The organism is Acidovorax sp. 56, assembly GCF_002749705.1.
In the GTDB taxonomy this organism is placed as follows: Bacteria; Pseudomonadota; Gammaproteobacteria; order Burkholderiales; family Burkholderiaceae_C; genus Acidovorax.
Window position 1 is genome coordinate 4,268,494 of sequence record NZ_PEEV01000001.1, and the last position, 23,134, is coordinate 4,291,627.

The 23,134-nt window shown below is 63.8% G+C and carries 23 protein-coding genes; 11 read left to right on the forward strand and 12 right to left on the reverse strand.

All coding sequences use genetic code 11. From position 1 onward, the window contains the following. Positions 1-4 precede the first annotated feature (4 nt). The 8 genes from gspN to gspG form a co-directional block, all read right to left on the reverse strand. Entirely contained in the window at positions 5-748 is a 744-nt protein-coding gene (gene gspN / locus CLU88_RS18965) for a type II secretion system protein N (RefSeq protein WP_158235632.1), read from the reverse strand. Between the two features lie 152 nt (positions 749-900). Then, positions 901-1,440, reverse strand: a complete 540-nt coding sequence (gene gspM, locus CLU88_RS18970) for a type II secretion system protein GspM (RefSeq protein ID WP_099657930.1) — start codon at positions 1,438-1,440, stop codon at positions 901-903. Beyond that, positions 1,437-2,696, reverse strand: a complete 1,260-nt coding sequence (gspL, locus tag CLU88_RS18975) for a type II secretion system protein GspL (RefSeq protein ID WP_099657931.1) — start codon at positions 2,694-2,696, stop codon at positions 1,437-1,439. Before gspL ends, gspM begins: the two co-directional genes overlap by 4 nt. 62 nt (positions 2,697-2,758) lie before the next feature. Next, a complete protein-coding gene (gene gspK, locus CLU88_RS18980; protein WP_158235621.1) occupies positions 2,759-3,772 on the reverse strand; it encodes a type II secretion system minor pseudopilin GspK in 1,014 nt (337 codons plus the stop codon). Continuing rightward, positions 3,769-4,461 (reverse strand): type II secretion system protein J, encoded by a 693-nt coding sequence (locus tag CLU88_RS18985; protein ID WP_099657932.1) that lies wholly within the window; start codon positions 4,459-4,461, stop codon positions 3,769-3,771. Before CLU88_RS18985 ends, gspK begins: the two co-directional genes overlap by 4 nt. Continuing rightward, positions 4,462-4,851 carry a type II secretion system minor pseudopilin GspI gene (gene gspI, locus CLU88_RS18990; RefSeq protein ID WP_099657933.1) on the reverse strand — a complete coding sequence of 130 codons (390 nt, stop codon included), beginning with the start codon at positions 4,849-4,851 and terminating at the stop codon, positions 4,462-4,464. Then, positions 4,848-5,348 carry a prepilin-type N-terminal cleavage/methylation domain-containing protein gene (locus CLU88_RS18995; RefSeq protein ID WP_199173543.1) on the reverse strand — a complete coding sequence of 167 codons (501 nt, stop codon included), beginning with the start codon at positions 5,346-5,348 and terminating at the stop codon, positions 4,848-4,850. The genes gspI and CLU88_RS18995 overlap by 4 nt, the downstream gene beginning before the upstream one ends. A gap of 112 nt (positions 5,349-5,460) precedes the next feature. Next, on the reverse strand, positions 5,461-5,913 hold the full coding sequence (gspG, locus tag CLU88_RS19000) for a type II secretion system major pseudopilin GspG (protein WP_304528998.1): 453 nt from the start codon (positions 5,911-5,913) through the stop codon (positions 5,461-5,463). A 48-nt stretch (positions 5,914-5,961) separates the two neighbouring features. Here gspG and CLU88_RS19005 point away from each other — a divergent pair, with 48 nt between their 5' ends. Then, positions 5,962-6,411, forward strand: coding sequence for a type II secretion system protein N (locus tag CLU88_RS19005; protein WP_099657935.1), 450 nt, complete (start codon positions 5,962-5,964; stop codon positions 6,409-6,411). A 63-nt stretch (positions 6,412-6,474) separates the two neighbouring features. Here CLU88_RS19005 and CLU88_RS19010 read toward each other — a convergent pair whose 3' ends face one another. From CLU88_RS19010 to ilvA, 3 genes are all read right to left on the reverse strand, one after another. Continuing rightward, on the reverse strand, positions 6,475-7,071 hold the full coding sequence (locus CLU88_RS19010) for a histidine phosphatase family protein (protein WP_199173544.1): 597 nt from the start codon (positions 7,069-7,071) through the stop codon (positions 6,475-6,477). Positions 7,072-7,091: 20 nt separating this feature from the next. Beyond that, positions 7,092-7,901, reverse strand: coding sequence for an adenosylcobinamide-GDP ribazoletransferase (locus tag CLU88_RS19015; RefSeq protein WP_099657937.1), 810 nt, complete (start codon positions 7,899-7,901; stop codon positions 7,092-7,094). Positions 7,902-7,976: 75 nt separating this feature from the next. Beyond that, on the reverse strand, positions 7,977-9,539 hold the full coding sequence (ilvA, locus tag CLU88_RS19020; protein ID WP_099657938.1) for a threonine ammonia-lyase, biosynthetic: 1,563 nt from the start codon (positions 9,537-9,539) through the stop codon (positions 7,977-7,979). 377 nt (positions 9,540-9,916) lie between these two features. On the opposite strand from ilvA, the gene CLU88_RS19025 reads away from it, so the two are divergent. Further along, the gene (locus CLU88_RS19025) at positions 9,917-10,366 is read left to right on the forward strand and encodes an OsmC family protein (RefSeq protein WP_099657939.1); all 450 of its coding nucleotides are present in this window, start codon (positions 9,917-9,919) and stop codon (positions 10,364-10,366) included. Positions 10,367-10,383: 17 nt separating this feature from the next. Here the strand turns inward: CLU88_RS19025 and coq7 are convergent, their stop codons facing one another. Continuing rightward, positions 10,384-11,001 carry a 2-polyprenyl-3-methyl-6-methoxy-1,4-benzoquinone monooxygenase gene (coq7, locus tag CLU88_RS19030; RefSeq protein WP_099659010.1) on the reverse strand — a complete coding sequence of 206 codons (618 nt, stop codon included), beginning with the start codon at positions 10,999-11,001 and terminating at the stop codon, positions 10,384-10,386. Between the two features lie 303 nt (positions 11,002-11,304). Between coq7 and CLU88_RS19035 the strand changes: the two genes are divergently transcribed. The 9 genes from CLU88_RS19035 to CLU88_RS19075 all read left to right on the forward strand — a co-directional run bounded on the left by CLU88_RS19035 (position 11,305) and on the right by CLU88_RS19075 (position 23,091). Continuing rightward, positions 11,305-12,345: a porin gene (locus CLU88_RS19035; RefSeq protein WP_099657940.1), complete on the forward strand. Its 1,041-nt coding sequence runs from the start codon at positions 11,305-11,307 to the stop codon at positions 12,343-12,345. A 330-nt stretch (positions 12,346-12,675) separates the two neighbouring features. Continuing rightward, complete coding sequence (locus CLU88_RS19040) at positions 12,676-13,824, forward strand: porin (protein WP_099657941.1); 1,149 nt, start codon at positions 12,676-12,678, stop codon at positions 13,822-13,824. 328 nt (positions 13,825-14,152) lie between these two features. Next, a complete protein-coding gene (locus CLU88_RS19045; protein ID WP_099657942.1) occupies positions 14,153-15,727 on the forward strand; it encodes an ABC transporter substrate-binding protein in 1,575 nt (524 codons plus the stop codon). Positions 15,728-15,987: 260 nt separating this feature from the next. Beyond that, positions 15,988-16,968, forward strand: a complete 981-nt coding sequence (locus tag CLU88_RS19050) for an ABC transporter permease (RefSeq protein ID WP_099657943.1) — start codon at positions 15,988-15,990, stop codon at positions 16,966-16,968. A gap of 198 nt (positions 16,969-17,166) precedes the next feature. Then, entirely contained in the window at positions 17,167-18,384 is a 1,218-nt protein-coding gene (locus tag CLU88_RS19055) for a M20 aminoacylase family protein (protein ID WP_099659011.1), read from the forward strand. 59 nt (positions 18,385-18,443) lie between these two features. Next, complete coding sequence (locus CLU88_RS19060; RefSeq protein ID WP_099657944.1) at positions 18,444-20,021, forward strand: ABC transporter substrate-binding protein; 1,578 nt, start codon at positions 18,444-18,446, stop codon at positions 20,019-20,021. A gap of 131 nt (positions 20,022-20,152) precedes the next feature. Continuing rightward, entirely contained in the window at positions 20,153-21,064 is a 912-nt protein-coding gene (locus CLU88_RS19065; protein WP_099657945.1) for an ABC transporter permease, read from the forward strand. Between the two features lie 21 nt (positions 21,065-21,085). Further along, positions 21,086-22,066, forward strand: a complete 981-nt coding sequence (locus tag CLU88_RS19070) for an ABC transporter ATP-binding protein (protein ID WP_099657946.1) — start codon at positions 21,086-21,088, stop codon at positions 22,064-22,066. After that, a complete protein-coding gene (locus tag CLU88_RS19075; RefSeq protein WP_099657947.1) occupies positions 22,063-23,091 on the forward strand; it encodes an ABC transporter ATP-binding protein in 1,029 nt (342 codons plus the stop codon). The genes CLU88_RS19070 and CLU88_RS19075 overlap by 4 nt, the downstream gene beginning before the upstream one ends. The last annotated feature ends 43 nt before the right edge of the window (positions 23,092-23,134 follow it).

The following is a 23,134-nucleotide window of genomic DNA, read 5'->3' on the forward strand; positions in this document are numbered from 1 at the left end:
AGGGTCAACCCACGGTAATGAGGGAGCGTGCGCCGCTGCGCCGCCCGATGATATTCAGAAGATTGGCCAGTGCCGCTTCGCGGTCCGGGGCCGCTGTGGCTTCGCCGGTAAAGCGCAGGCGTTGTCCCACCCACTGGCCACTGCCGCTGAGTTGCAGGTGGCCTTGCAGGGTGCTGAGGGTGAGGGTGGGCACTTCGCCCCCCGCCAGGTTCAACCGGTAGCTGCCCATGGGGCGCAGGGTGGACAGGCGCGAGGACATGGACATGGCATCAAGTTGCGCCGTGCCTGCCAGCACCATGCGCCCGGCAGACCACACCGCCTCCAACCCCCGGGTTTGCAGCATCAATTGCCCTTGCGGCTGCAGCGTGTTCCAGGGCGTGCCCAGGCCGGCCAGCACGGCGGCAGGCCATTGGCTGCTGTTGTCTTGCAGCGCCAGGCGCACGCGCCCCAGCTGCAGCTGGATGCTGGCCTGAATGGGTTGCTGGGTGCAGCAGCTGGCATGCACCTGCAGTCGCAGCCCGCTCCAGGAGGGGCGCAGCTGCCACTCCAGCCGGCCGGGCAGGGCTGCACGGTCTTGGCTGGCGCCGCCACCGGTCAACACCAGTTGGGCAGAGCCTGTCCACACAGTGCCACGCGCTTGCGTCAATTGCACTTGGCCCCCGGTGGCGGCACTCAGCCGCTGGGTCAGCCACTGTGCGGGGGCAAAGACCACGATGGCGGGCAGCAGCCCTGCCAGGGCTCCGGCAATGGCCCAGCCCCAAGGGGCGCGGGGCGGCTTGGAGGCGCTGCGCGAACGTGAGCGGCCCTTGTTGCTGGCGTGGCCTGCGCTGTTGGAGCGACTGGTGCTGGATCGGGTTCGGGTAGACACGGCGTGTGGTGCGTTGATGGGCACAGTCGGTGTCAACGGGCGGGCAGGGCCAGCACCACGGTGCCATCCCAGCGGGGCACCGGCGCGGCGCCGGTATTGCCCAGCGTGGCAGGGCCGGCATTGGCCGGGGTGGCTGCGGTGCTGCGGGTCAGGCGCGATTCGACCGGCACGGCGCGCGCATTGGTGCGCGCCAGGGCCAGCCACTGGGCCACGGCATCGGCCGGTGCGCCTTTGAGGGTGACGGTGACGCGGTCGCCCAGCACATTCATCTGGGCGGCAGTGCCCAGGCGCTGGGTGAGTGCTGCGCGCAGCGCACCCACAGCGTCGGTGGGCGAGGTCTGGGGCTGGGCTTGCAGTTGCTGGGCTTCGGCCTGCAGGCGCTGCATGTGCTGCAGTTGCAAGTCCAGCTTGCCATGCAGCTCGGGCGCCTGGTGCAAGGTGCCTAGGGCCGGGGCCAGGGCCACCCACCACAACAGGGCCAGCAGCACCACGCCAGTGGCTGCCAGCACCAGGCTTTGTTCGCGCGGGGCCAAGGCCTTCCAGCGCGCTTGCAGAGCGGCGGCGCGGCTCATGGCGTCCCCTCGGCACGCACCAGCAAGGTGCCATCTTCGGTGCGCGCGCTGTAGCCAGCGGCCTGCAATCGGGTGTTGAACACAGATTCCTCGTCGGGGGCCAGGGTGACGCCGCGCAGGCGCAGCTCGCCGGGGGCAAATTCAAGGGTGGTGGGCACGCGGTCGTCCGGCAGGCTGGCGCCCACGGCCGCCATCAGGGGTTCCAGGTCACGCGGCGATACGCTGCCTGCCTTTTGGCGCAGCAGGCCCAGTTCGCGCTCCATCTGCACGGGCGCATCCACCACCACTTTGACCTGGGGGAAGGTGGTGGTCAGCGCGTTGCGCACGGCCACCTGCTTGGCGGCCAGTGCCTGCTTTTCTTGCCAGGCCCACAGGTTCAAGCCCACCAGATGCACGCCCACCAGCAAGGCTGCAGCCCAGCGTGCGGCGCGCCACTGGGGGGCATACAGCAGCGCGCTGGCGGCCGTGCCTGCCTTGCGCATGGCGCGGATGCGGCTGGTGCTGGCCAGTTCAAATTGGGCTAGGTCCCAGTCGCCCCGGGCGGCATCCAGCGCGCGCTGGGTAGCGGTGTGCAGTGTGACCTGGCGGCCCAGGGTGCGCTCGGCCACCTCGGCCACGGCCGGGTCGGCGCGCACCACGGGGGCGGGGGCGTCGTCGTCGGTGGTGGATGTGAGCCCTGCCAGTGCCAGCACGGCGGCCGACAGGGGCAGCATGGTCACGCTCTGGTCGGGGCCCTGGCCGCACAGGATCATTTGCGGTTCGCTCGGGCTGCCCAGGGCGCAGATTTCGGTGGTGCCGCTGGCCGTGGGGCCGGGGGCAAACTCGGGCACCACGCGCGATACAGCACGGCCTGCGGCTTCCAGCGCCTGCAGGTTGTCGCGCAGCCAGCTGCGGTCGCACACCGCAACCCACACGGGGCTGCCAGCCTCGGCGCCGGGCTGCAGCGCAAAGTGCAGTTGGGCGGGGTCGTCCAGCAGGCGGTCTTCCAGCAGGCCTTCCAGAATGGAGCGCAGGCGCGGCGTCTGGTGGTTGGGCCCCAGCGGAATGCCGGGGGGCAGTTGCACCCGCTGCCATGACAGAGCCGAGATCGGCACCATGGCCACCACTTCGCCGCCGGGGCGTGAGGGCTCGGGCAGCAAGGCAGCAGCCGCACGCGCATGGTCGGTGGCGGTGTGGCCGTCCGACGTCAGCGTGTAGCTGTATTTGGTGGCGATGCCCGGTGGCGTCAGGGGCAGGGTAAGGATCAGGGAGCTCATGGGCAGGTATTGCAGGCCATTTTAGGGGGCTGACATGTCGGTTGGGGGCATGTTCTGCCCTGTCAGCGGGGTGCCTGTGCGGCTGCAGTGGCGGGGTCGCGGTCAAAAACGCCGCGCTCGCGCCATAGCGTTACAACGAAGTTGGACGCGTCTTTTCGCACCAGGGAGCGCTCATCTACGATGGAGTCGCCTAGCCGAAGGCGCCCACGCACCTCGAAAAAGCGCGACGCCACACTAACCTGGGTGTCGTCCAGCACAGTGTTTGATCCAAGCAACGACGTAGCGTCCGAGATCAGTTTGAAGTGGCGCGATTCGCGGCTGGCGATCAGCTTTTGGGCGCTGGCCAGGTCGATCCCATCGATAGCGGCCCACAGCACATCCAGCTGCGCGGTGTTCAGGTTCACCGGAGTGCGCACGGGCAAGATGGTGATGTGGGGGCTCAGGATGGCGATGGTGCTGGCGGGCACCCCCAGCCAGCCCAGTTGCGACACGGTCTGGGGCATGAGGGGGGCGTTGGCGTCGTCCGTACCTGCTGCCGACTGGGCTTTGCGCAAGGCTTCGACCAGGGATGTGAGCTGCTGCTGGGGCAGGCCCAGCCGTTCAAACAGCCGGGTGAATTGCTTGAGCCCCCCCGCTTGCACCTGCCCGCCATCGACCAGGCTGGTGATGTTCAGGCGGCTTTGCATGTCGGTGATCTGGCCCGACAGGAAGGCGTCGGTGGTGTCTGTGCTGGCATCGTCCACCTGCGAGACGTTGCCCTCGGCCGCCAAAAAGGTGGACAAACGCGCTTCTTGCAGTGGGATGGCCCAGGGCTCTGCCAAGTGGTCTACGCTGCTTGAGTTGGCATCTGACTTGAGGATCAGGCGCGACCAGTCCAGTGCGCCCACCAAGATCCACGCGGCTTGTACCCGGCCGCGCTCGGCGGTTTCCACCTCCACCGCACGCCACTGCTGCCACATCGCGGCAGCGGCCAGGGTGGCCACCAGCGTCACGGTGAGCATGGCTGCCAACAGGGCGGCCCCGGTTTGGCGTGGGGCGCTCAGTGGCTGGGGCTTGGCGGGCGGGTGCAGCGTCATGTGCGGCTGCCTCCCAGTGCGGGGCTGATCCAGTCGCGCACCAGCAGGCCGCTGAGCGCACCGCCAGGGCTGAGGGTGATTTGCAGGCGTATGCCTTCAGGCAGGGTGCTGCTGCCGTCGGTGCCGGGCACCGTGCCCACGCTGGACAATGCGTTGGACCAGGCACCGCCCCGGTAATAGAACAATTGCCAGCCGTCGATGGGGATGAGCGCGACCTCGCTGCGGCGCTCTGCATCGCCCGGGGTGCGGGCCCATTGTGCGGCCCGTGCCCAGGCCTCTTGCCATTGGGTGCGGGTACGCACGGTGGGGGACTGCCAGCGCAGCCACTGCGCCCCGGCATTGGTTTCGCGGCGCGTCCAGGCCACCACCACGGGGCCTTCGTCGGGCACGGCGGTGTTGCGGCGCGTCAGGCGCAGCACCTGGCCGTCCCAGTCCAGTGGCGTGGTGTGGGCCAGCGGGGACACCAGTGCGTCCAGGTCGGCACCCCACTGGGCCAGAGAGGCTTGCAGCACCAGCATGTCGTCGGCGCGCTGGCGTGTGGCTTCTTGCGTGCGCACCATGCCGTCGATGCCGCGCCAGCTCAAGATGGCGATGAGCGCCATCACGGTGATGGCGACCAGCAGTTCGATGAGTGTGAAGCCGCGCAGGGCTGGCTTTGCCACGCCGCTCGGTTGGGTCAACGGGCGCATTCAGTTTCTCCCGATGATGGTGGAGATGCGCAGGATGGACATGTCTGCGTCAAACACCTGCGCATCCATGCGCCGGAACTGGGGGTTGGGCGTGGGCCGCACGATCACGTTCACCGTGAACTGCCGACCCGCTTGCTCGCAGGGCTCGGTGCTGTCGCCCACGCTGGGCATTTGGCGCGACAGGCGGGCTTTGATCAATTCGTTTTCGGCGCACAACTGGGCCAGCACGATGTCGGACTGGCGCTGGGCATTGCGGGTGAGCGTGCTGGCGGCCTGCGTGCCTGCCAGCAGCGCAATGGCCACAATGGCCAGGGCGACCAGCACTTCCACCAGGGTGAAGCCACGGGCCGGGCGACGCGCTGGGCGAGTGGCTGTGCGCTGCGGTGTCATGGCAGGGACTCCACCGTGAAGGGGCGCAGCCCGTCGGTGACCACGCGCAGGGCGCGGTCGGGGTAGTTCTGGTGGGTGATGACCACTTGCTGTGGCCCGATGAGGGGCTCTGGCCCCAGCAGCAACACGGCGGTGCCGCGCACCGTCACGCCTGGGTCCAGCCATTGGCTGGGCAGGGCGCTGGCGGGCAGGCCCTCAAACTTGAAGCCTTGCTCCGTCGCTCGCCAGCGCACGGGGCCCCCGGTGGAGCGCGACTGTGCCCGGCCTGATTCCAGCAGCGCGGCCAGCCGCGCGGCCTCGCGCTCCAGCACGGTCTGGCCGTTGTCGCGGATGGCCATGGACACCCCGGCCGTGGCCAGCGCCATGATGCTGATGACGACCAGCAGCTCTAGAAGAGTGAACCCCCCCTGAGCCGCCACCCGCTCGGTGCCGCCGCCAGAGGCGGCCGCTCTTCGATGCCGTCCGAGCCTGCGCAGGCAGGCTTGGAGCCGCGGCATCTCAGCCCCCGAGGGGACGACGCCAGTGGCCTGGCGAAGCCAGCTCCACGGCATCCCTCGCTTGGGGCGTGCCAGTTTCATGAGGTGGTAGAGCGTGGCAAAGAATGGGGCATCACTGCCAGCTGCCAATGTCCGCATCCTTGCCTTCGCCGCCCGACTGCCCGTCTGCGCCGAACGACATCACGTCGATTTCACCCTTGATGCCGGGGCTCAGGTACTGATAAGGGCGGCCCCAGGGGTCGTTGGGCAGCTTGTCCAGGTAGGGCTTCCAGTTGTTGGGGATGGGGCCGGAGGTCGGCTTGGCAATCAGGGCCTGCAGGCCTTGCTCGGCCGAGGGGTAGCGCTGGTTGTCCAGGCGGTACATCTTGAGCTGCTGCACGATGTTGGCGATGTCGGTCTTGGCGGCCGTCACGCGGGCGTCGTCGGCACGTTCGAGCACATTGGGCACGATCAGCGCGGCCAGCACGCCAATGATGACCATCACCACCATCAATTCAATGAGGGTGAAGCCCCGGGCCAGGCGTTGGCGGGCGGAGCGCACAAAGGAAGAGGGAGAGGTGTTCACTGCAGGCGTTCTCGGGTGATCTCGGATCGCGTGAATCATAATCTGCGCATGGTGACAAACACACACTCTCAATGGGGCATGCGATTGGGGACTCTGGTCTTGTGGGCTGCGGCGGGCGCCAGCGTGGTCTATTGGGGTCTGCGCTTGTCCTCCCGGCCTTCGGGTGTGGCCGTGCCGGTAGCGGCAGCGGCCCCTGCCGCGCCTGATGCGGGCGCGCTGGCGCGCTTGCTGGGCGCATCGCCCGCTACGGCGGTGGTCAAGGCCCCGGTGGCCGCGCCTTCCAGCCGGTTTGCGCTGCAGGGCGTGCTGTCGGGCCGCACCAGCGGCGGCGGTGCGGCACTGATCGCCATGGACGGCAAGCCTGCGCGGCCCTACCGCATTGGGGCGCAGGTGGATGCCGGGCTGGTGCTGCAGTCGCTGGGCCCGCGCCAGGCGGCGCTGGGGGCCACGGTGGATGGACCCACCACGGTGCGCCTGGAGATGCCGCCCAAGGGCTGATCTTTTTGGGGGCCCTGCGCGACCGGTTTCAGTGTTGCGGAAAGACCGCTGCAGTTACGGCTGTTACCCCTGCTGCGCCTGTTGTAGCGCAGCCAGCACTCCGTGCGGGGCTATGGCATAGGTTTGCCATTCTCCAAACCCGGGTGCGTGCAGCGGCCATTGCTCTGCCGTGACTTGCAACGCCGCAGCCAGGCTGCCTTGCCTCACCAGCCAATCCACACACCGGGCGACCCCGGCATGCGTGATCCAGACCACATGGGTGCCGCGCTGCAGGTGTTGTTGCGCCTCGCCCAAGGCAGCGCTTACCCGGGTCAGCATGCTGGCCAGGTCTTCGCCTTGGCCGGGGCGGTAGCGGGTGAAGTCCTGCGTCCAGGCATCCAGCTCATGGCGGGCGATGTCGGCCCACAGGCGGCCTTCCCACTGGCCGAAGTCCATTTCGCGCAGGCGCCCGTCTGCATTGCTAGTTAAATTGGCCTGTAGGGCGCACAGAGAAAGCGCTAGATGCTCACATCTTTGTAGCGGTGAGTGGCATAAGAGCAGGGGATTTGGCAGCGAGATTGCCAGCCGCTGTGCGGCCATCTGGGTGGCTTCAGGGTCGGCGGGCACGTCCAGCAGGCCGTAGCAGGTGCCGGGCGCGATGCAAGGCGCCGCGTGCCGCATTACCCACAGGGTCGCAGGGCTCACCGTGCGGCGCCCAGGGCCAGCGCGGCGCCCAGGTAAAAGCCGATTTCGCCCACTTGCTGGGTGGCGCCCAGGCAGTCGCCGGTAAAGCCCTGCAGGCGCCGGGCAAACCAGCGCCCCATCCAGGCTGCCGCCGCCATGCTGAGAGCGATAGATGCTATTAAAAATATAGCTGCTTGCGCTTGATAGACCAGCGCTAGCGGCACAAAACACCACAAGGCGGCGGCTGCCAGCGCGCGGCGCGAGATCTGATCGGCCAGTGGCTTGCTTTTGGAGCGGGCTGTGTCGCCCACATGCGGCAGCCAGCGCACGATGAACAGCGGCCACAGGCGCGAGAGCACATGCCCCCCCGCCAGCGCGGCCAGCACGGCCCCCAGGCTGTGTGCGCCCAGCAGCGCCAGCAGGCTCACCTTGGCCAGCAGGGTTAGCACCAGCGCCATGGCCCCAAAAGCACCGACGCGCGAGTCTTTCATGATGTCCAGCGCGCGCTCTCGGTCGTAGCTGCCGCCCAGGCCGTCGGCCACGTCGGCCAGGCCGTCTTCATGGAAGCCGCCGGTCATCACCACCGTGGCCACAGTGCTGAGCACAGCCGCCACCAGCGGGGCCATAGGCTGCGCGCCCAGCCCCCAGTGCAGCAGCGCCACCACGGCGCACGACAAGCCCGCCGCCAGCCAGCCGATGCCCGGAAAGTGCGCCGCACTGGCGCGCAGCATGGCCGGGCTGTACCCCACCCAGTCGGCCAGCCGCCCTGTGACGGGAATGCGGGTGAAGAACTGCACGGCCAGCAGGTAGTGGCGCAGGGCTTGCATGGCAGTGTGTGTCAGTTTTACTATTGATTTAATAGCTACCAGCGCTTTGTTAATGGGCGCTAGCGGCTATTTTGATCAAGATGCGGAGCGGAGAAACAGCCGGTACGCCGGGTTGTTCGTCTCGTCCACATACGGGTAACCCAGGGTGGCCAGGAAGGCATCGAACGTGGCGGTGTCTTCGGCAGGCACCTGCATGCCCACCAGGATGCGCCCATAGTCGGCGCCCTGGTTGCGGTAGTGAAAGAGGCTGATGTTCCAGGTCGGCTGCATTAGGCTCAGGAACTTGAGCAGTGCGCCGGGCCGCTCGGGGAAGACAAAGCGCAGCAGCCGCTCGTCTTGTGCCAGGGCCGAGTGGCCGCCCACCAGGTGGCGCAAATGCTCCTTGGCCAGTTCGTCGTGGGTCAGGTCCAGCGCCTCAAAGCCTTGCTGGTTGAAGTGCTGTGCAATCGTGGCCGACTCACCTTTGCCGCGCGTGGTCAGGCCCACAAACACATGGGCGCGGGCGGCATCGCTGATGCGGTAGTTGAACTCTGTGACGTTGCGCGGACCGCCGGGCAGGGCGCCCACGGCTTCGCAAAAACGACGGAAGCTGCCGCGCTCTTCAGGGATGGTGATGGCGAACAGGGCTTCGCGCTCTTCGCCCACCTCGGCACGCTCGGCCACAAAGCGCAGGCGGTCGAAGTTCATGTTGGCGCCGCACAAAATGGCGGCGTAGGTCTCGCCTTCGGTGTGGTGCGTGTCCACATACTGCTTGATGGCGGCCACAGCCAGGGCCCCGGCGGGCTCCACAATGCTGCGCGTGTCCACAAACACATCCTTGATGGCGGCGCACACGGCGTCGGTGTCTACGGTGATGAATTCGTCCACCAGCCCGGCCGCGACGCGGAAGGTCTCCTCGCCCACCAGCTTGACGGCGGTGCCGTCCGAAAACAGGCCCACATCGGCCAGGGTCACGCGCTCGTGCGCCTTGACGGACTGGATCATCGCGTCCGAGTCATTCATCTGCACGCCGATGATCTTGACCTCAGGCCGCACGGCCTTGATGTAGTTGGCCACGCCGCTGACCAGCCCACCGCCGCCAATCGCCACGAACACCGCATTGAGCTGGTTGCTGCCCAGGCTTTGCAGTTGCCGCAGGATCTCCATCGCAATCGTCCCTTGCCCGGCAATCACATCGGGGTCGTCGAACGGATGCACAAAAGTCAGGCCCTGTTCTTTCTCCAGCTTCAGAGAGTGGCCGTAGGCGTCGGAGTAGCTGTCGCCAAACAGCACGACTTCGCCGCCGAGTGTCTTGACGGCATCCACCTTGAGCTGCGGTGTGGTGGTGGGCATGACGACGACGGCCCGCACGCCCAGGCGCTTGGCGCTCATGGCCACGCCCTGGGCGTGGTTGCCAGCCGATGCGCAGATCACGCCGCGCTCCAGCTGTGCGGGCGTCAGGTGCGCCATCTTGTTGTAGGCGCCGCGCAGCTTGAAGCTGAAGACGGGTTGCTGATCCTCGCGCTTGAGCAACACCCGGTTTTTCAGGCGGTGGCTCAGGTTCTTGGCGGGCTCCAGGGGGGACTCCACGGCCACGTCATAGACGCGGGCGGTGAGGATCTTTTTCAGGTAATCGGCGGGGGTGAGTGGCTGTGTCATGGGGCGATTGGGTCACCCGCACTGCGGGGCAGGCAGGGGCACACATCATAGTGGTGCAGGCAGCCGGGGGCTGAACCTTGTTGGGGCACGGCGCGGCAGGGGCGCCATTTGGGCAAAAAAAAGCCCCAGGCCGTGAGGCTTGGGGCTGAATCCATCCTTTGAGGAGATGGAGGAGACAATTGGTGCGTGGCACATCAGTGTTTGTACTGGTTGCCATTGGTCATTTTTGTTCAAAGTGACCGCGCTTGGTTGAATTCTAGCCGGATGCTTGTTGCGATGCAGCAAAATTCACAGCGAATTTTCAGGCGCATGCCGAATTCGTGCGAAAAAAACCACGCATTGGACGGGTTCTAATGCGCACCACAGGAGAGAAATCTATGGAATGCACCGTCAGTTGGACAGGGGCCTCGGGCACGCGCTCAGGCATGGGGTTTGTTGCAGAAACCGGCAGCGGCCATGTTTTGACCATGGATGGCGCCCCGGATGCCGCCAATCCCGCCAATGGCGGCCAGAACCTGGCCCCGCGGCCCATGGAGACCGTGTTGGCCGGCACTGGAGGCTGCACCGCCTATGACGTGGTGCTGATCCTCAAGCGCGGCCGCCACGATGTTCGCGGCTGCAGCGTCAAACTCACCTCCGAGCGCGCAGAGGTGGACCCCAAGGTCTTCACCAAAATCCACATGCAGTTCACGGTGACCGGGCGGGGCATTCCAGCCGTGGCCGTGGAGCGCGCCATTGCCATGAGCCACGATAAATACTGCTCGGCCAGCATCATGCTGGGCAAGACGGCCGAAATCACGACCGGCTTTGATATCGTGGAAGCCTGATTGGCCTGGGTGCAGGCTTAAATGCGGTGCGCGGTGGTCGTCATCACCTTAGCGGCCACTTTCATCATGCCTTTGGCAATAGGGGGGAGGGGGAATGCGCCCCGTAAGCGGGCCTGCTCTGCATGGCGTTCCTCGTCGTCCTTCATGCGGGCCACGACAGCCCGTGATGCCAGATCGGCCACTGGCAGGCGCGAGAGATGGCTTTGCAGGTGGGCCGCCACCTGGTTTTCGGTCTCGACCACAAAACCCAGGCTGACCCTGTCGCTCACCTTAGCGGCCACCCAGCCCAGGGCGAAAGCGCCCGTGAACCACAGGGGGTTGAGCAAGCTGGGGCGATCGCTTAGCGCTTGCAGTCGTTGGTGTGTCCAGGCAAGGTGGTCTGTTTCTTCTCTGGCGGCTTCCAGCAGGTGCGTGCGCAGTGCTTCGTCTTTGGTGGCCAAGGCTTGTGCGCTGTACAGCGCCTGGGCGCACACTTCTCCGACGTGGTTGACCCGCATCAATGCGCCGGCAAGCTTCTTTTCTTCCGCATTCAGGTCTGCTTCTTGCATGTGCGCTGCAGGGGTTGATTCACTGGCACGCGGCTGGGCAAACAGCGTTCGCAGCGCGTTGTCGAGACTGGAAAGTAGGCGGTCCATGGGCAGAATGTGTTTTGACTTGGAAATTTCAATCAGATACAAATAAATCGCTTGCAATAACGCTCGTTGCAAGGGAGAAGTTTGTTAACTTTTTGCTTCAAGGGTTGTTGCACCACTGCAACGATTTTCCGCGTTCCGGGCAATTGTGGGTGAATTCCTTTGCGAAACCGGACGCGCTCTGGTGCAATAGGTGCAACTTCCCCACCAGGAGGTTGGCCCGGGGAACCGGCGGGACTATGCTGGTGCCTGGCACCCAAGACCCCTCGTACCGGCGCCCTATGTTTAACCTTGGAGTAACTCGCAATGAAAAAATCCCTGATTGCCCTGGCTGTGCTGGCTGCTTCCGGCGCTGCAATGGCTCAGTCTTCCGTGACCCTGTTCGGTATCGTTGACGCTGGCGTTGGCCGCGTTTCTTCCGGTGGCACTTCCGTGACTGGCGTGACCAACAGCGGTCTGGCTACCAGCCGTCTGGGTTTCCGCGGTGAAGAAGACCTGGGTGGCGGTCTGAAGGCTGGTTTCTGGCTGGAAGGTGCTATCCAGAACGATACAGGCACTGGCCAAGGCGGCGGCGCTGCAGGCCCTGGTTTTGAATTCAAGCGTCGCTCGACTCTGAGCTTGGCTGGCGGCTTCGGTGAAGTCCGTCTGGGTCGCGAACTGACAGTTGGCTATGTCAACTCCACAGCAGCTGACGTGTTCGGCGATAACGGCGTTGGCGCTTCGATCGGTAAGAACCACTTCGCTGGCGTGATCGAAACCCGTAAGGGCAACGGCATCAGCTACATTCTGCCTTCCAACCTGGGCGGCATCTACGGTCAAGTGCAGTACGTGTTCGGCGAATCCCTGTCGAACGCTGCTTACGACAAGGCTGGTGACTACCTCGGCGCCCGTATCGGCTACCGTAACGGTCCTCTGGACACGGCCATTGCTTTCGCCAAGGGCCGCGGTGCTTCCGCAGCTGCTGACGCTGACCAGTTCAACATTTTCGCCAGCTATGACCTGGGTGTTGTGAAGCCATTCATCGGCTTCAACCAAGAAAAGAACAAGGCTGCTGTTGAAGTCAAGTACCAAAGCTACCTGCTGGGTCTGACTGCTCCTGTGGGCCCAGGCACCATCCGCGTTTCGTACAACGATGTGGACCTGAAGAACAGCTCCAACGACGCACAGAAGTTCGCCATTGGTTACGTGTATGACCTGTCCAAGCGTACAGCTCTGTACGGTACTCTGGCTCACGTGAAGAACAAGGGCGCAGCTAGCTTCGGTGCTACTCCTGGCGGCCTGTCCTTCACTCAAGTCGCTGGCAAGAACGCCAACGGTTACGAGTTCGGCATTCGTCACTCCTTCTAATGGCACGCGGGCGTGAGCCCGCTGACATTGAGATGAGTAAAAGCCCTCCCGCGAAAGCGGGAGGGCTTTTTTCATGTTTGTGTCGATTCGGTTGGTGGCGGCAGTTTCTCTGTTTCTTCGCTTGTTAGGGTTGTGTTTTGGTGATTTCGCTTACGCCTGGATGCGCTGATTGGTTGCGGCGGGTGTGCGAGATGCCTCTTCTTTGGAAAATAGAACGACCGTTCTATTAGGGAAAGCCTGTGTGTGGAACATGCAACAAAAAGTTCCACGTTGGAGTGCAATTACTAAACTGGCTGGGTAGCACATCAACCACAGAAAGAGACGGGATCCATGAAAAAAGTAGACGCCAAGAGACTGTTCGCCTTGGGAGCTGTTGCTCTCGTTTCCGGTTCTGCCTTTGCCCAAGCTGCGGCTGGTGCTGGCACCAGTTCCGTGCAGCTTTACGGGATTGTGGATGTGGCTTACCGTCACACGAACAACGAAGGCCCCGCCACCAATGTGGGTCAGTCACTGAATCAACTTGTTGGTGGTGGCATGTCGCAAAGCCGTTGGGGTATCAACGTCTCGGAAGATCTGGGTGGCGGCACTAAAGCACTCGTCAACATGGAGAACCGTTTTGGCGCTGACACAGGATCACCAAACTCCGGCGCCACGGGTCCTTACTTCCAGCAATCCTGGGTCGGTCTGCAAGGCGGTTACGGCCGTGTAACGTTGGGTCGTCAGTACAACGTGCTGTTTGATCTGGTCACCAGCACCTACGCTTCGTACCCCTATTCGCCTTACATGGATGTCTACAAGCCAGAAATTGGCTTCTCGCTGGGTGCGCGTGCTGACAACATGGTCAAGTACATGGCTGAGATTGGCCCTGTGCGTGGTGCCCTGCAGTACTCTTTCGACGAAAAGAGCCCTACAGGTGGTAAGACCGTGGGTGGCTACCTGCGCTATGCCACAGGTGGTGTGGCTGCTGGTCTGGGCTACGAGAGCTACAAGTTCGCCTCGGGTAAAGAAGTTGAGGCTTGGACTCTGGGCGGCTCTTACCGCACTGGCGACTGGTACTTCAATGCTGGCTATGGTGAGAACAAGGTCGATCCGCTGACCAGCGCGACCGACCTCGCTGTGCTGGGTGCCATGTGGCAAGGCACCATCAATGGCGGCTTTGGTGGCTCTGCCTTCCTGCAGGCCAACAAGCGCACGATTTATAAGCTGGGTGTGGGCTACCAGCTGACTCCGCAAATCAACCTGGGTGCGCACTACTTCCATGCCAAGCAATCTGGCACGGTGGCTACTGCGGATGCTACGGCCAACTTCTTCACCATGGCGCTGGACTACGCGTTCTCCAAGCGCACAGATGCCTACGTTGAAGTCGACAACACGCGCCTGAAGGGCAATGTGTCTTTGAGCAGCAGCGCTGCAGGTGTGGGTGTGAATGGTGCCAAGAGCCGCACAGGTTTCACAGTAGGGCTGCGCCACCGTTTCTGATGACGGCGATGGTTGGTGCTTGGCTGTTGTTTGAGAGCCGGCAGGCACTGACGCGATAGCCGAGACCAGTCCGCGTGGTGGGGTTTGCGGACTGGGTTGTCGGTTGAAAACACTGGGTGATTTTGTGGGTTGCTCCGGAAGAGTGATTTGCAAAGTGCCCAGTGTCTTTTTTTGGGGGCGATTTATGCAATTTGGCACCAATTTTGCGTAGATGCCAGTGTGTCCGAATAGGTCAATAAATGGCATCGAGGCATGCGGGAATTCAGGGATACCCCATTGGATTTACCTTATCTTTACTGCATAGTAAAAATTTTAAAGAGAATGTTCCATGAAGTTTAAGCACGTTCTTTTGTCCGCCGCCGTGGCGCTGTCTTTTGTGCCAGCAGTACAGGCCAAGCCTTTCAAGTGGACGAGCCAGGGTGAAATTTCCACGTGGGATATCCACTCGCAAAACAATGCGCTGCAAAGCGGCTTGCATGCCAATGTGTATGAAAGCCTGGTGTACTACAACAGCCGTACTTTCCAGGTCGAGCCCGTGCTCGCCACCGCGTGGCGCGAGGTCAGCCCCACGCAAATGCGCTTTACCCTGCGCGAGGGCGTCAAGTTCCATGACGGCTCGGTTATGACGGCGGATGACGTGGTGTATTCCCTCAACCGCGCCATGGCCAAGACCTCCAACTTCACTCCATTCACCCAGGGCATCTCCAAAGTGGTGAAGGTGGATGCCAAGAACATCGACATCCTGCTGACGTCGCCCAACCCCGTGCTGCTGCGCCAACTGACCGAGCTGCGCGTCATGAGCAAGGCCTGGGCAGAAAAGAACAAGTCGGTGGAGCCCAAAGACATCAAGGGCACCGAAGAAACATACGCCCACCGCAATGCGATGGGCACGGGCCCCTACACCCTGGAGTCCTGGCAGCCCGATGTGAAGATGGTCTTCAAGCGCAACCCCAACTGGTGGGGCAAGATGGAAGGCAACGCCACCGAGATCGTCTACACCCCGATCAAGTCTGCTGCCACGCGCATCGCTGCGCTGTTGTCCGGTGAAGTGGACTTCGTGATTGATCCAACGCCTCAAGATTTGGCCCGCCTGCGTGCCAACCCCGACCTCAAGGTGGTCGACGGTCTTGAGAACCGCACCATTTTCCTGGGCATGGACCAGTACCGCGATGAACTGCCGGGCTCCAACATCAAGGGCAAGAACCCCTTGAAGGACATGCGTGTGCGCAAGGCCCTGTACCAGGCCATTGATGCAGACACGATCTCGCGCAGCATCATGCGGGGCCTGGGCAAACCCACGGGCACGTTGGTGGCCCCGCAGGTGGCGGGCTGGACGGAAGCCGTGGGCAAGCGCATGCCTTACAGCGTGGACGCCGCCAAGAAACTGCTGGCTGAAGCGGGCTACCCCGATGGTTTCGAGGTGGACTTCGCCTGCCCCAACAACCGCTACATCAACGACGAGGCCATTTGCCAAGCCGTGACAGCCATGTGGTCGCGCGTGGGGGTCAAGGCCAAGCTGCGCACGCTGCCCCTGGTCAACTACTTCCCGATGATCCAGCGCAATGAAGCCAGCATCTACATGCTGGGCTGGGGCGTTCCCACCTTCGACGCGCTGTACAGCCTGCAATCGCTGGTGCGCACCGTGGGCGCGGGCGGCGACGGCAACTACAACGTGGGCCGCTACAGCAACCAGCGCATGGACTACCTGGTAGACCGCATCAAGGTGGAAACCGACGCTCCCGTGCGTGCCCGCATGTTGACGGAAGCACTTCAGTTGTCCAACGACACCGTGTCGCACATCCCGTTGCATGACCAAGTGATTCCTTGGGCGATGAAGAAGAATGTGGAAATGGTGCACCGAGCAGACAACCGTGTGGACATGCGCATGGTCAAGGTGAACTGATGCGGCGAGTGTTCGCAGACTGACAGTGTGTATGCGAAAACCGAGGGCCACGGCCCTCGGTTTTCTTGCTAAGGTGCCATGGGGTGCCGCAGAGTCTGCGGCCATAGGGATTTAGCGGTGGCGCGGCATTGTCCGCGCGACAATGCCGCCAAGCGGGTGCGCTTGATCCCAGGCGGTTAGCTGCACTGGGTGGCACCAACCAGTGTCTTCGTTGCCAAAAGCAGCGCTGGCACGCTTTCGAAAACAAACTCGACTCTCCGATGCTTGCTTTTATTTTGCGCCGCCTGATTCAGGCAGTGATTGTGATGGTCACGGTGGCCTTCATCGCTTTCATGCTGTTCCAGTATGTGGGCGACCCTGTGGTGTTCTTGTTGGGGCAAGATGCCACCCCCGAGCAAATTCGTGAGCTGCGCGCTGCGTTGGGGCTGGACCAGCCCTTTATCGTGCAGTTCTGGCACTTTTTGGTGAATGCAGCCCAGGGCGAGTTTGGCCTGAGCCTGCGCCAGGGTGCCAAGGTGTCGCGCCTGATTGCCGAGCGCTTCCCTGCCACCCTGGAGCTGGCGCTGGTGGCGGCCTTCCTAGCTTTGCTGGTGGGCGTGCCTATGGGGGTGTATGCCGCCCTCAAGCGGGGAAGCTTCAGCAGCCAGTTGTTCATGACGCTCTCACTGTTGGGCGTGTCGTTGCCCACCTTCCTGATCGGTATCCTGCTGATCCTGGTGTTCTCGGTCACGCTGGGCTGGTTCCCCAGCTTTGGGCGCGGTGAAGTGGTGCAGATGGGCTGGTGGAGTACCGGGCTGCTCAAGGCCAAGGGCTGGCACCACATCACGCTGCCGGCCATCACGCTGGCGATCTTCCAGCTCACGTTGATCATGCGCTTGGTGCGCGCCGAGATGCTGGAGGTGCTGCGCACCGACTACATCAAGTTTGCGCGTGCGCGCGGCCTGTCCAACCGGGCCATCCACTTTGGCCATGCCCTCAAGAACACGCTGGTGCCGGTGCTCACCATCACCGGTTTGCAGTTGGGCGGCTTGATCGCGTTCGCCATCATCACCGAGACCGTGTTCCAGTGGCCTGGTATGGGCCTGCTGTTCATCCAGGCCGTGACGTTTGCCGACATCCCAGTGATGGCGGCTTACCTGTGCCTGATCGCGCTGATCTTCGTGGTCATCAACCTAGTGGTGGACCTGCTGTACTTCGTGGTCGATCCACGCCTTCGCGTGGGCAAGGCCGGGGGGCACTAGAGATGAAGCACCCCCTGAGTCGCTTCGCGCCTTCCCCCTCTCTCGCATTGCATTGCAATGCGGGATGGGAACGCCCCCAGCGCACGCCAGCAACGCGCCGCCTTTGCGGCTTGGCGGCCCTTGCGCGGGGGCGGCACTGGCCTGGGCCGTGCCAGTTTCAAGCATTGCGGGTTGCGTGCAGCGCTCTGGACTACTGAGATGCAATCGCTTCGATACAAGGCCGGAGGCCGGGCGTTTTCGCACATCGCCCAGTTTCACCCCGATCTAACCGCCCTGCGGCGCGATCTGCATGCGCACCCAGAGCTGGGCTTTGAAGAGGTCTACACCGGCAAGCGCGTGGTCGAAGCCCTCAAGGTGTGCGGTGTGGATGAGATCCATGAAGGCATTGGCCGCACCGGCATCGTGGCCGTGGTGCGTGGGCGCAGCGTGGCCAGTGGCGCCATGGTGGGCCTGCGGGCCGACATGGATGCGCTGCCCCTGGCTGAGCACAACGACTTTGCCTGGAAGTCGTGCAAGCCCGGGCTGATGCACGGCTGCGGGCACGATGGGCACACCGCCATGCTGGTGGGCGCAGCCCGTTATTTGGCCGCTACGCGAGAGTTTGACGGCACGGCCGTGCTGGTCTTTCAACCTGGCGAAGAAGGCTTTGCGGGCGCGCGCGTGATGATGGAAGACGGGTTGTTTGACCGCTTCCCCGTGCAGTCCATCTACGCCATGCACAACTGGCCCGCCATGAAGCCGGGCACCGTGGGCATCAACCCCGGCCCGATGATGGCTGCGGCCGATCGCATCACCATCGAGATCACGGGCCGTGGCGGCCATGGGGCGCACGCCTACCAAACCGTGGATGTGATGCTGGTGGCCGCCCACATCATCACGGCGGCGCAAAGTATCGTCTCGCGCAACGTGCGCCCGCTGGAAAGCGCCGTGGTCAGCCTGTGCGCCATCAAGGCGGGCGAGTTGGGGGCCTTCAGCGTGCTGCCGGGCTCTGCCACGCTGGTGGGCACCGTGCGCACCTTCAACCCCGTGGTGCAAGAGCAGGTCGAAAAGCGCCTGCAGGAGCTGTGCGGCGCCATTGCCCTGGGCTTTGGTGCCACCGCCACCGTCCACTACGAGCGCATTTACCCCGCCACCATCAACACCGAGAGCGAAGCCATTTTTGCGGGCGACGTGGCCGAATCCTTGGTAGGTGCCGACCATGTGGTGCGCGACCTGGAGCCCAGCATGGGCGCTGAAGACTTCTCCTTCATGCTGCAGACCAAGCCCGGCGCCTACCTGCGCATCGGTCAGGGCACCGGCTCCAGTGGCAGTGCACTGCACAACAGCCGTTACGACTTCAACGACGACATTTTGCCGCTGGGCTCTGCGCTGCATGCCAGCCTGATCGAGCAGGCCATGCCCTTGCCCACCCCCTGACGCCGGCTGGGCACAGACCACCGGCTTCCGCCATTCCCCCACCCTCCCAGGAGAACCGCATGAGCATCCAACGGAAAATCACCGCGACAGCATTGTTTGTCGCCTTGTCTGCTGCAGGCCTCGTGGTCAGTGCGCAGACCGTGCGCATCGCCAACCAGGGGGACTCCCTGTCGATGGACCCCCACTCGCTCAACGAAACCCTGCAATTGAGCGTGACGGGCAACGTGTACGAACCCCTGGTGGGCCGCAACAAAGACCTGAGCCTGGCCCCCGCATTGGCCACCAGTTGGAAGCAGACCGCCCCCACCGTGTGGCGGTTTGAACTGCGCAAGGGCGTGCAGTTTCACGACGGCAGCCCCTTCACGGCCGACGACGTGTTGTTCAGCCTGGCCCGCACCCAGGTTGAAGGCTCTGACATGAAGAGCTACACCAACGACTTCAAGGAAGTGCGCAAGATCGACAGCCACACGGTCGAGATCGAGACCAAGACGCCGTTCCCCATCCTGCCCGACGTGCTCTCGCTCGTGTACATCATGAGCAAAAAATGGTGCGAGACCAACCAGGCCACCGTGCCCGTGGACCGCCGCAAGGGCATTGAGAATGCGGCCTCGTTCCGCGCCAACGGCACCGGCCCCTTCCGCGTGCGCGAGCGCCAGCCCAACGTGCGCACCGTGTTCACGCGCAATGGCTCCTACTGGGGCAAGATTGAAGGCAACGTGACCGAGGTGGTGTTCACCCCCATCGGCAACGACGCCACCCGCGTGGCCGCCTTGCTCTCGGGCGAAGTGGACGTGATGGAACCCGTGCCCGTGCAGGACATCGACCGCGTCAACAGCAGCGCCAACACCCGCGCCATCACGGGCCCAGAGCTGCGCACCATCTTCCTGGGCATGGACCAAAAGCGCGACGAGCTGCTGTACTCCAACGTCAAGGGCAAGAACCCCTTCAAGGACAAGCGCGTGCGCCAGGCCTTCTACCAGGCCATCGACATCGAGGGCATCAAGAAGACCGTGATGCGCGGTGCGTCCAACCCCTCGGCGCAGATGATTGGGCCCGGCGTCAACGGCTTTCAACCCGACATGAAGCGCCTGCCTTACGACGTCGAAGCCGCCAAGAAGCTCATGGCCGAGGCTGGCTACCCCAACGGTTTTGAGGTGGGCATGAACTGTCCCAACGACCGCTATGTGAACGATGGCCGCATCTGCCAGACCGTGGCCGCCAACCTCTCTCGCATCAACGTCAAGGTCAATCTGCAGGCCGAAACCAAGGGCACGTATTTCCCCAAGGTGCTGCGCCGCGACACCAGCTTCTATATGCTGGGCTGGACCCCCGCCACCTACGACGCGCACAACGCCCTGAATGCCATCATGGCCTGCGTGGACGACAAGGGCGCTGGACAGTTCAACCTGGGCGCCTACTGCAACCCCGCAGTGGACGAGCTGACCAAGAAAGTCCAGGCCGAGACCGACAAGACCAAGCGCAACGCCTACATCAAGGAAGCGTTTGATCTGCACGCCGCCGACATCGGCCACATTCCGCTGCACCAGCAGGCCCTGGCCTGGGGCGTGAGCAAGAAGGTCAAGATCGTGCAGTTGGCTGACAACTTCATGCACTTCAAGTGGATCAGCATCCCTTGATGGTTTCGCGTTTTCTTTGAGGTCTCTTTTGCTGGCTTGCGCTCAGTGGCGCTGGACTTAGCTTGTTTTACTGACCGCCATGCACCCAGGCCACAAGCCCGGTGCGTGTGCGGATGTCTCTGGTTTCTACGATGAAAAAAACACTTGCCCGCTGGCTCGACAGCGACGTTGGCTACAGCTTCCGCACATCGCCCATGGCGATGGTGGCCGCCTTCATTGCCCTGGTGTGCGTGGTCTGCTCCGTCTTTGCGGGCTGGGTGGCGCCGCACAACCCGTTTGACCTGGCCACGCTGGAGCTGGGCGATGCCCGCCTGCCTCCGGCCTGGAGCGAACACGGCACCGCCAAGTACCTGCTGGGCACCGACGACCAGGGCCGTGACATCCTCTCTGCGCTGATCTACGGCGCCCGCATCTCGCTGGTGGTGGGCCTGGCCTCGGTGCTGCTGTCAGTGGTGGTGGGCGTGGCTTTGGGCTTGCTGGCGGGCTTTCGGGGCGGCTGGATCGATGCTGTGCTCATGCGCCTGTGCGATGTGATGCTGTCCTTCCCCGCCATCCTGGTGGCCTTGCTGATTGCCGGTGTGGGCCGGGCGCTGTTCCCCAATGCGCACGAGTCCTTGGCCTTTGGCGTGCTGATCTTGTCCATCTCGCTCACCGGCTGGGTGCAATACGCGCGCACGGTGCGCGGCTCCACGCTGGTCGAGCGCAACAAGGAATACGTGCAGGCCGCCCGCGTCACCGGCGTGTCTTCGCTGCGCATCATGCGCAAGCACGTGCTGCCCAACGTGCTGGGCCCGGTCATGGTGCTGGCCACCATCCAGGTGGCCACGGCGATCATCACCGAGGCCACGCTGTCCTTCTTGGGCGTGGGCGCACCGCCCACATCCCCTTCGTTGGGCACGCTCATCCGCATCGGCAACGACTACCTGTTCTCTGGCGAGTGGTGGATCACCGTGTTCCCCGGTGCCATGCTGGTGCTGATTGCGCTGTCGGTGAACCTGCTGGGCGACTGGTTGCGTGACGCCTTGAACCCCCGCCTGCGTTGAACAAGAAGAAGTGACCACCCCATGAGTCTCCTAGAAGTCAAAAACCTCGTTGTCGAATTCCCGAGCCGTCGCGGCACCCTGCGCGCTCTGGACGACATTTCCTTCTCCATCGCACCCGGCGAGATCCTGGGCGTGGTGGGTGAATCGGGCGCGGGCAAGTCGCTCACCGGTGCGGCCATCATCGGCCTGCTCGAGCCTCCAGGCCGCGTGGCCTCGGGCCAGATCCTGCTGGAAGGCCAGCGCATCGACAACCTCAGCAACGATGAAATGCGCCATATCCGTGGTCGGCGCATCGGGGCCATTTTTCAAGACCCGCTCACCTCGCTGAACCCGCTGTACACCGTGGGTCGCCAGTTGACGGAAACCATCCTGGCCCACCTGCCCGTGAATGCGGCAGAAGCTCGCCAGCGCGCCATCCAGCTGCTCAAGGACACCGGCATTCCGGCGGCCGAGGCGCGCATTGACCACTACCCGCACCAGTTCTCGGGCGGCATGCGCCAGCGCGTGGTGATTGCCCTGGCCCTGGCTGCCGAGCCCAAGCTCATCGTGGCCGACGAGCCCACCACGGCGCTGGATGTGTCCATCCAGGCGCAGATCATCACGCTGCTGAAAAACATCTGCAAATCGCGTGGTGCAGCCGTCATGCTCATCACGCACGACATGGGCGTGATCGCCGAGACCTGCGACCGCGTGGCCGTGCTGTACGCCGGGCGCGTGGCCGAGATTGGCCCGGTGCATGACGTGATCAACAAGCCATCGCACCCCTACACCAGCGGCCTCATGGCCTCCATCCCCGACATGGAGCAAGACCGCGAGCGCCTGAACCAGATCGACGGTGCCATGCCGCGCCTGAACGCCATTCCCAAGGGCTGCGCCTACAACCCGCGCTGTCCCCAAACCTTTGACCGCTGCATGACCGAACGCCCCGACCTGATGAGTGCCGGAAACACCCGCGCTGCCTGCTGGCTGCACGCTGCTGACAACACCAAGGTGGCCGCATGAGCAGCGCCGTGAACCCCACGCCCCACGCCAGTCAAAAGCCCCTGGTGCAGGCGCACGACCTGGCCAAGACCTTCGACGTCTCGGCCCCCTGGCTCAACCGCGTGCTGGAGGGCAAGCCCCGCACGCTGCTGCACGCCGTGGACGGCGTGAGCTTCGAGATCGAAAAGGGCAAGACGCTGGCCCTGGTGGGCGAATCTGGCTGCGGCAAGAGCACCGTGGCCCGCCTGCTGGTGGGCCTGTACGACCCCACGCGCGGCGGCCTCACGTTTGATGGGCAAGACGCCCATGCCGCTTTCAAGGGCAGCGATGCCAAGGCCATGCGCCGCCGCATCCAGATGATTTTTCAAGACCCCTACGCCAGCCTGAACCCCCGCTGGCTGGTGGAGGACATCATTGGCGAGCCGCTGAAGGAGCATGGCCTCATCACCGACAAGGCCGAGCTCAAGCAACGCGTGGGCGAGCTGCTGCAGTCGGTGGGCCTGTCGCCGCTGGACATGGTCAAGTACCCGCACCAGTTCTCGGGCGGGCAGCGCCAGCGCATCTCCATCGCGCGGGCCCTGGCCACCGAGCCTGAGTTTTTGGTGTGCGACGAGCCCACCAGCGCGCTGGATGTGTCGGTGCAGGCCCAGGTGCTCAACATCATGAAGGACCTGCAGCGCCAGCGGCAACTCACCTACCTGTTCATCAGCCACAACCTGGCCGTGGTACGCCATGTGAGCGATCAGGTCGGCGTGATGTACCTGGGCCGACTGGTGGAGCTGGCCGACAAGCACACGCTGTTCGATACGCCCCGCCACCCGTACACGCGCATGCTGCTCGATGCCATCCCCAAGATGCACGACACCGGCAAGGCCCGCACCCCCGTGCAGGGCGAGGTGCCCAACCCCTTGAACCCGCCCCCCGGCTGCGCCTTCAATCCCCGCTGCCCGCATGTCAACGACCGCTGCCGCGCCGAGCGGCCCCAGCTGCTGAGCATTGGCGGCATCCGCATTGCGTGCCATGCGGTGGAAGAGGGGCGTATTTGAAGTGATTGCTATCAAATGCGTAGCTGCTAGCGATTATTTATAA

What these genes read in the sequence shown, in the direction of transcription:
- gspM (WP_099657930.1), bottom strand. Translation starts at nt 1,440, where the DNA reads ATGAGCCGCGCCGCCGCTCTGCAAGCGCGCTGGAAGGCCTTGGCCCCG.
- gspL (WP_099657931.1), bottom strand. Translation starts at nt 2,696, where the DNA reads ATGAGCTCCCTGATCCTTACCCTGCCCCTGACGCCACCGGGCATCGCC.
- gspK (WP_158235621.1), bottom strand. Translation starts at nt 3,772, where the DNA reads ATGACGCTGCACCCGCCCGCCAAGCCCCAGCCACTGAGCGCCCCACGC.
- CLU88_RS18985 (WP_099657932.1), bottom strand. Translation starts at nt 4,461, where the DNA reads ATGCGCCCGTTGACCCAACCGAGCGGCGTGGCAAAGCCAGCCCTGCGC.
- gspI (WP_099657933.1), bottom strand. Translation starts at nt 4,851, where the DNA reads ATGACACCGCAGCGCACAGCCACTCGCCCAGCGCGTCGCCCGGCCCGT.
- CLU88_RS18995 (WP_199173543.1), bottom strand. Translation starts at nt 5,348, where the DNA reads ATGCCGCGGCTCCAAGCCTGCCTGCGCAGGCTCGGACGGCATCGAAGA.
- CLU88_RS19005 (WP_099657935.1), top strand. Translation starts at nt 5,962, where the DNA reads ATGGTGACAAACACACACTCTCAATGGGGCATGCGATTGGGGACTCTG.
- CLU88_RS19010 (WP_199173544.1), bottom strand. Translation starts at nt 7,071, where the DNA reads ATGCGGCACGCGGCGCCTTGCATCGCGCCCGGCACCTGCTACGGCCTG.
- CLU88_RS19015 (WP_099657937.1), bottom strand. Translation starts at nt 7,901, where the DNA reads ATGCAAGCCCTGCGCCACTACCTGCTGGCCGTGCAGTTCTTCACCCGC.
- ilvA (WP_099657938.1), bottom strand. Translation starts at nt 9,539, where the DNA reads ATGACACAGCCACTCACCCCCGCCGATTACCTGAAAAAGATCCTCACC.
- CLU88_RS19025 (WP_099657939.1), top strand. Translation starts at nt 9,917, where the DNA reads ATGGAATGCACCGTCAGTTGGACAGGGGCCTCGGGCACGCGCTCAGGC.
- coq7 (WP_099659010.1), bottom strand. Translation starts at nt 11,001, where the DNA reads ATGGACCGCCTACTTTCCAGTCTCGACAACGCGCTGCGAACGCTGTTT.
- CLU88_RS19035 (WP_099657940.1), top strand. Translation starts at nt 11,305, where the DNA reads ATGAAAAAATCCCTGATTGCCCTGGCTGTGCTGGCTGCTTCCGGCGCT.
- CLU88_RS19040 (WP_099657941.1), top strand. Translation starts at nt 12,676, where the DNA reads ATGAAAAAAGTAGACGCCAAGAGACTGTTCGCCTTGGGAGCTGTTGCT.
- CLU88_RS19045 (WP_099657942.1), top strand. Translation starts at nt 14,153, where the DNA reads ATGAAGTTTAAGCACGTTCTTTTGTCCGCCGCCGTGGCGCTGTCTTTT.
- CLU88_RS19050 (WP_099657943.1), top strand. Translation starts at nt 15,988, where the DNA reads ATGCTTGCTTTTATTTTGCGCCGCCTGATTCAGGCAGTGATTGTGATG.
- CLU88_RS19055 (WP_099659011.1), top strand. Translation starts at nt 17,167, where the DNA reads ATGCAATCGCTTCGATACAAGGCCGGAGGCCGGGCGTTTTCGCACATC.
- CLU88_RS19060 (WP_099657944.1), top strand. Translation starts at nt 18,444, where the DNA reads ATGAGCATCCAACGGAAAATCACCGCGACAGCATTGTTTGTCGCCTTG.
- CLU88_RS19065 (WP_099657945.1), top strand. Translation starts at nt 20,153, where the DNA reads ATGAAAAAAACACTTGCCCGCTGGCTCGACAGCGACGTTGGCTACAGC.
- CLU88_RS19070 (WP_099657946.1), top strand. Translation starts at nt 21,086, where the DNA reads ATGAGTCTCCTAGAAGTCAAAAACCTCGTTGTCGAATTCCCGAGCCGT.
- CLU88_RS19075 (WP_099657947.1), top strand. Translation starts at nt 22,063, where the DNA reads ATGAGCAGCGCCGTGAACCCCACGCCCCACGCCAGTCAAAAGCCCCTG.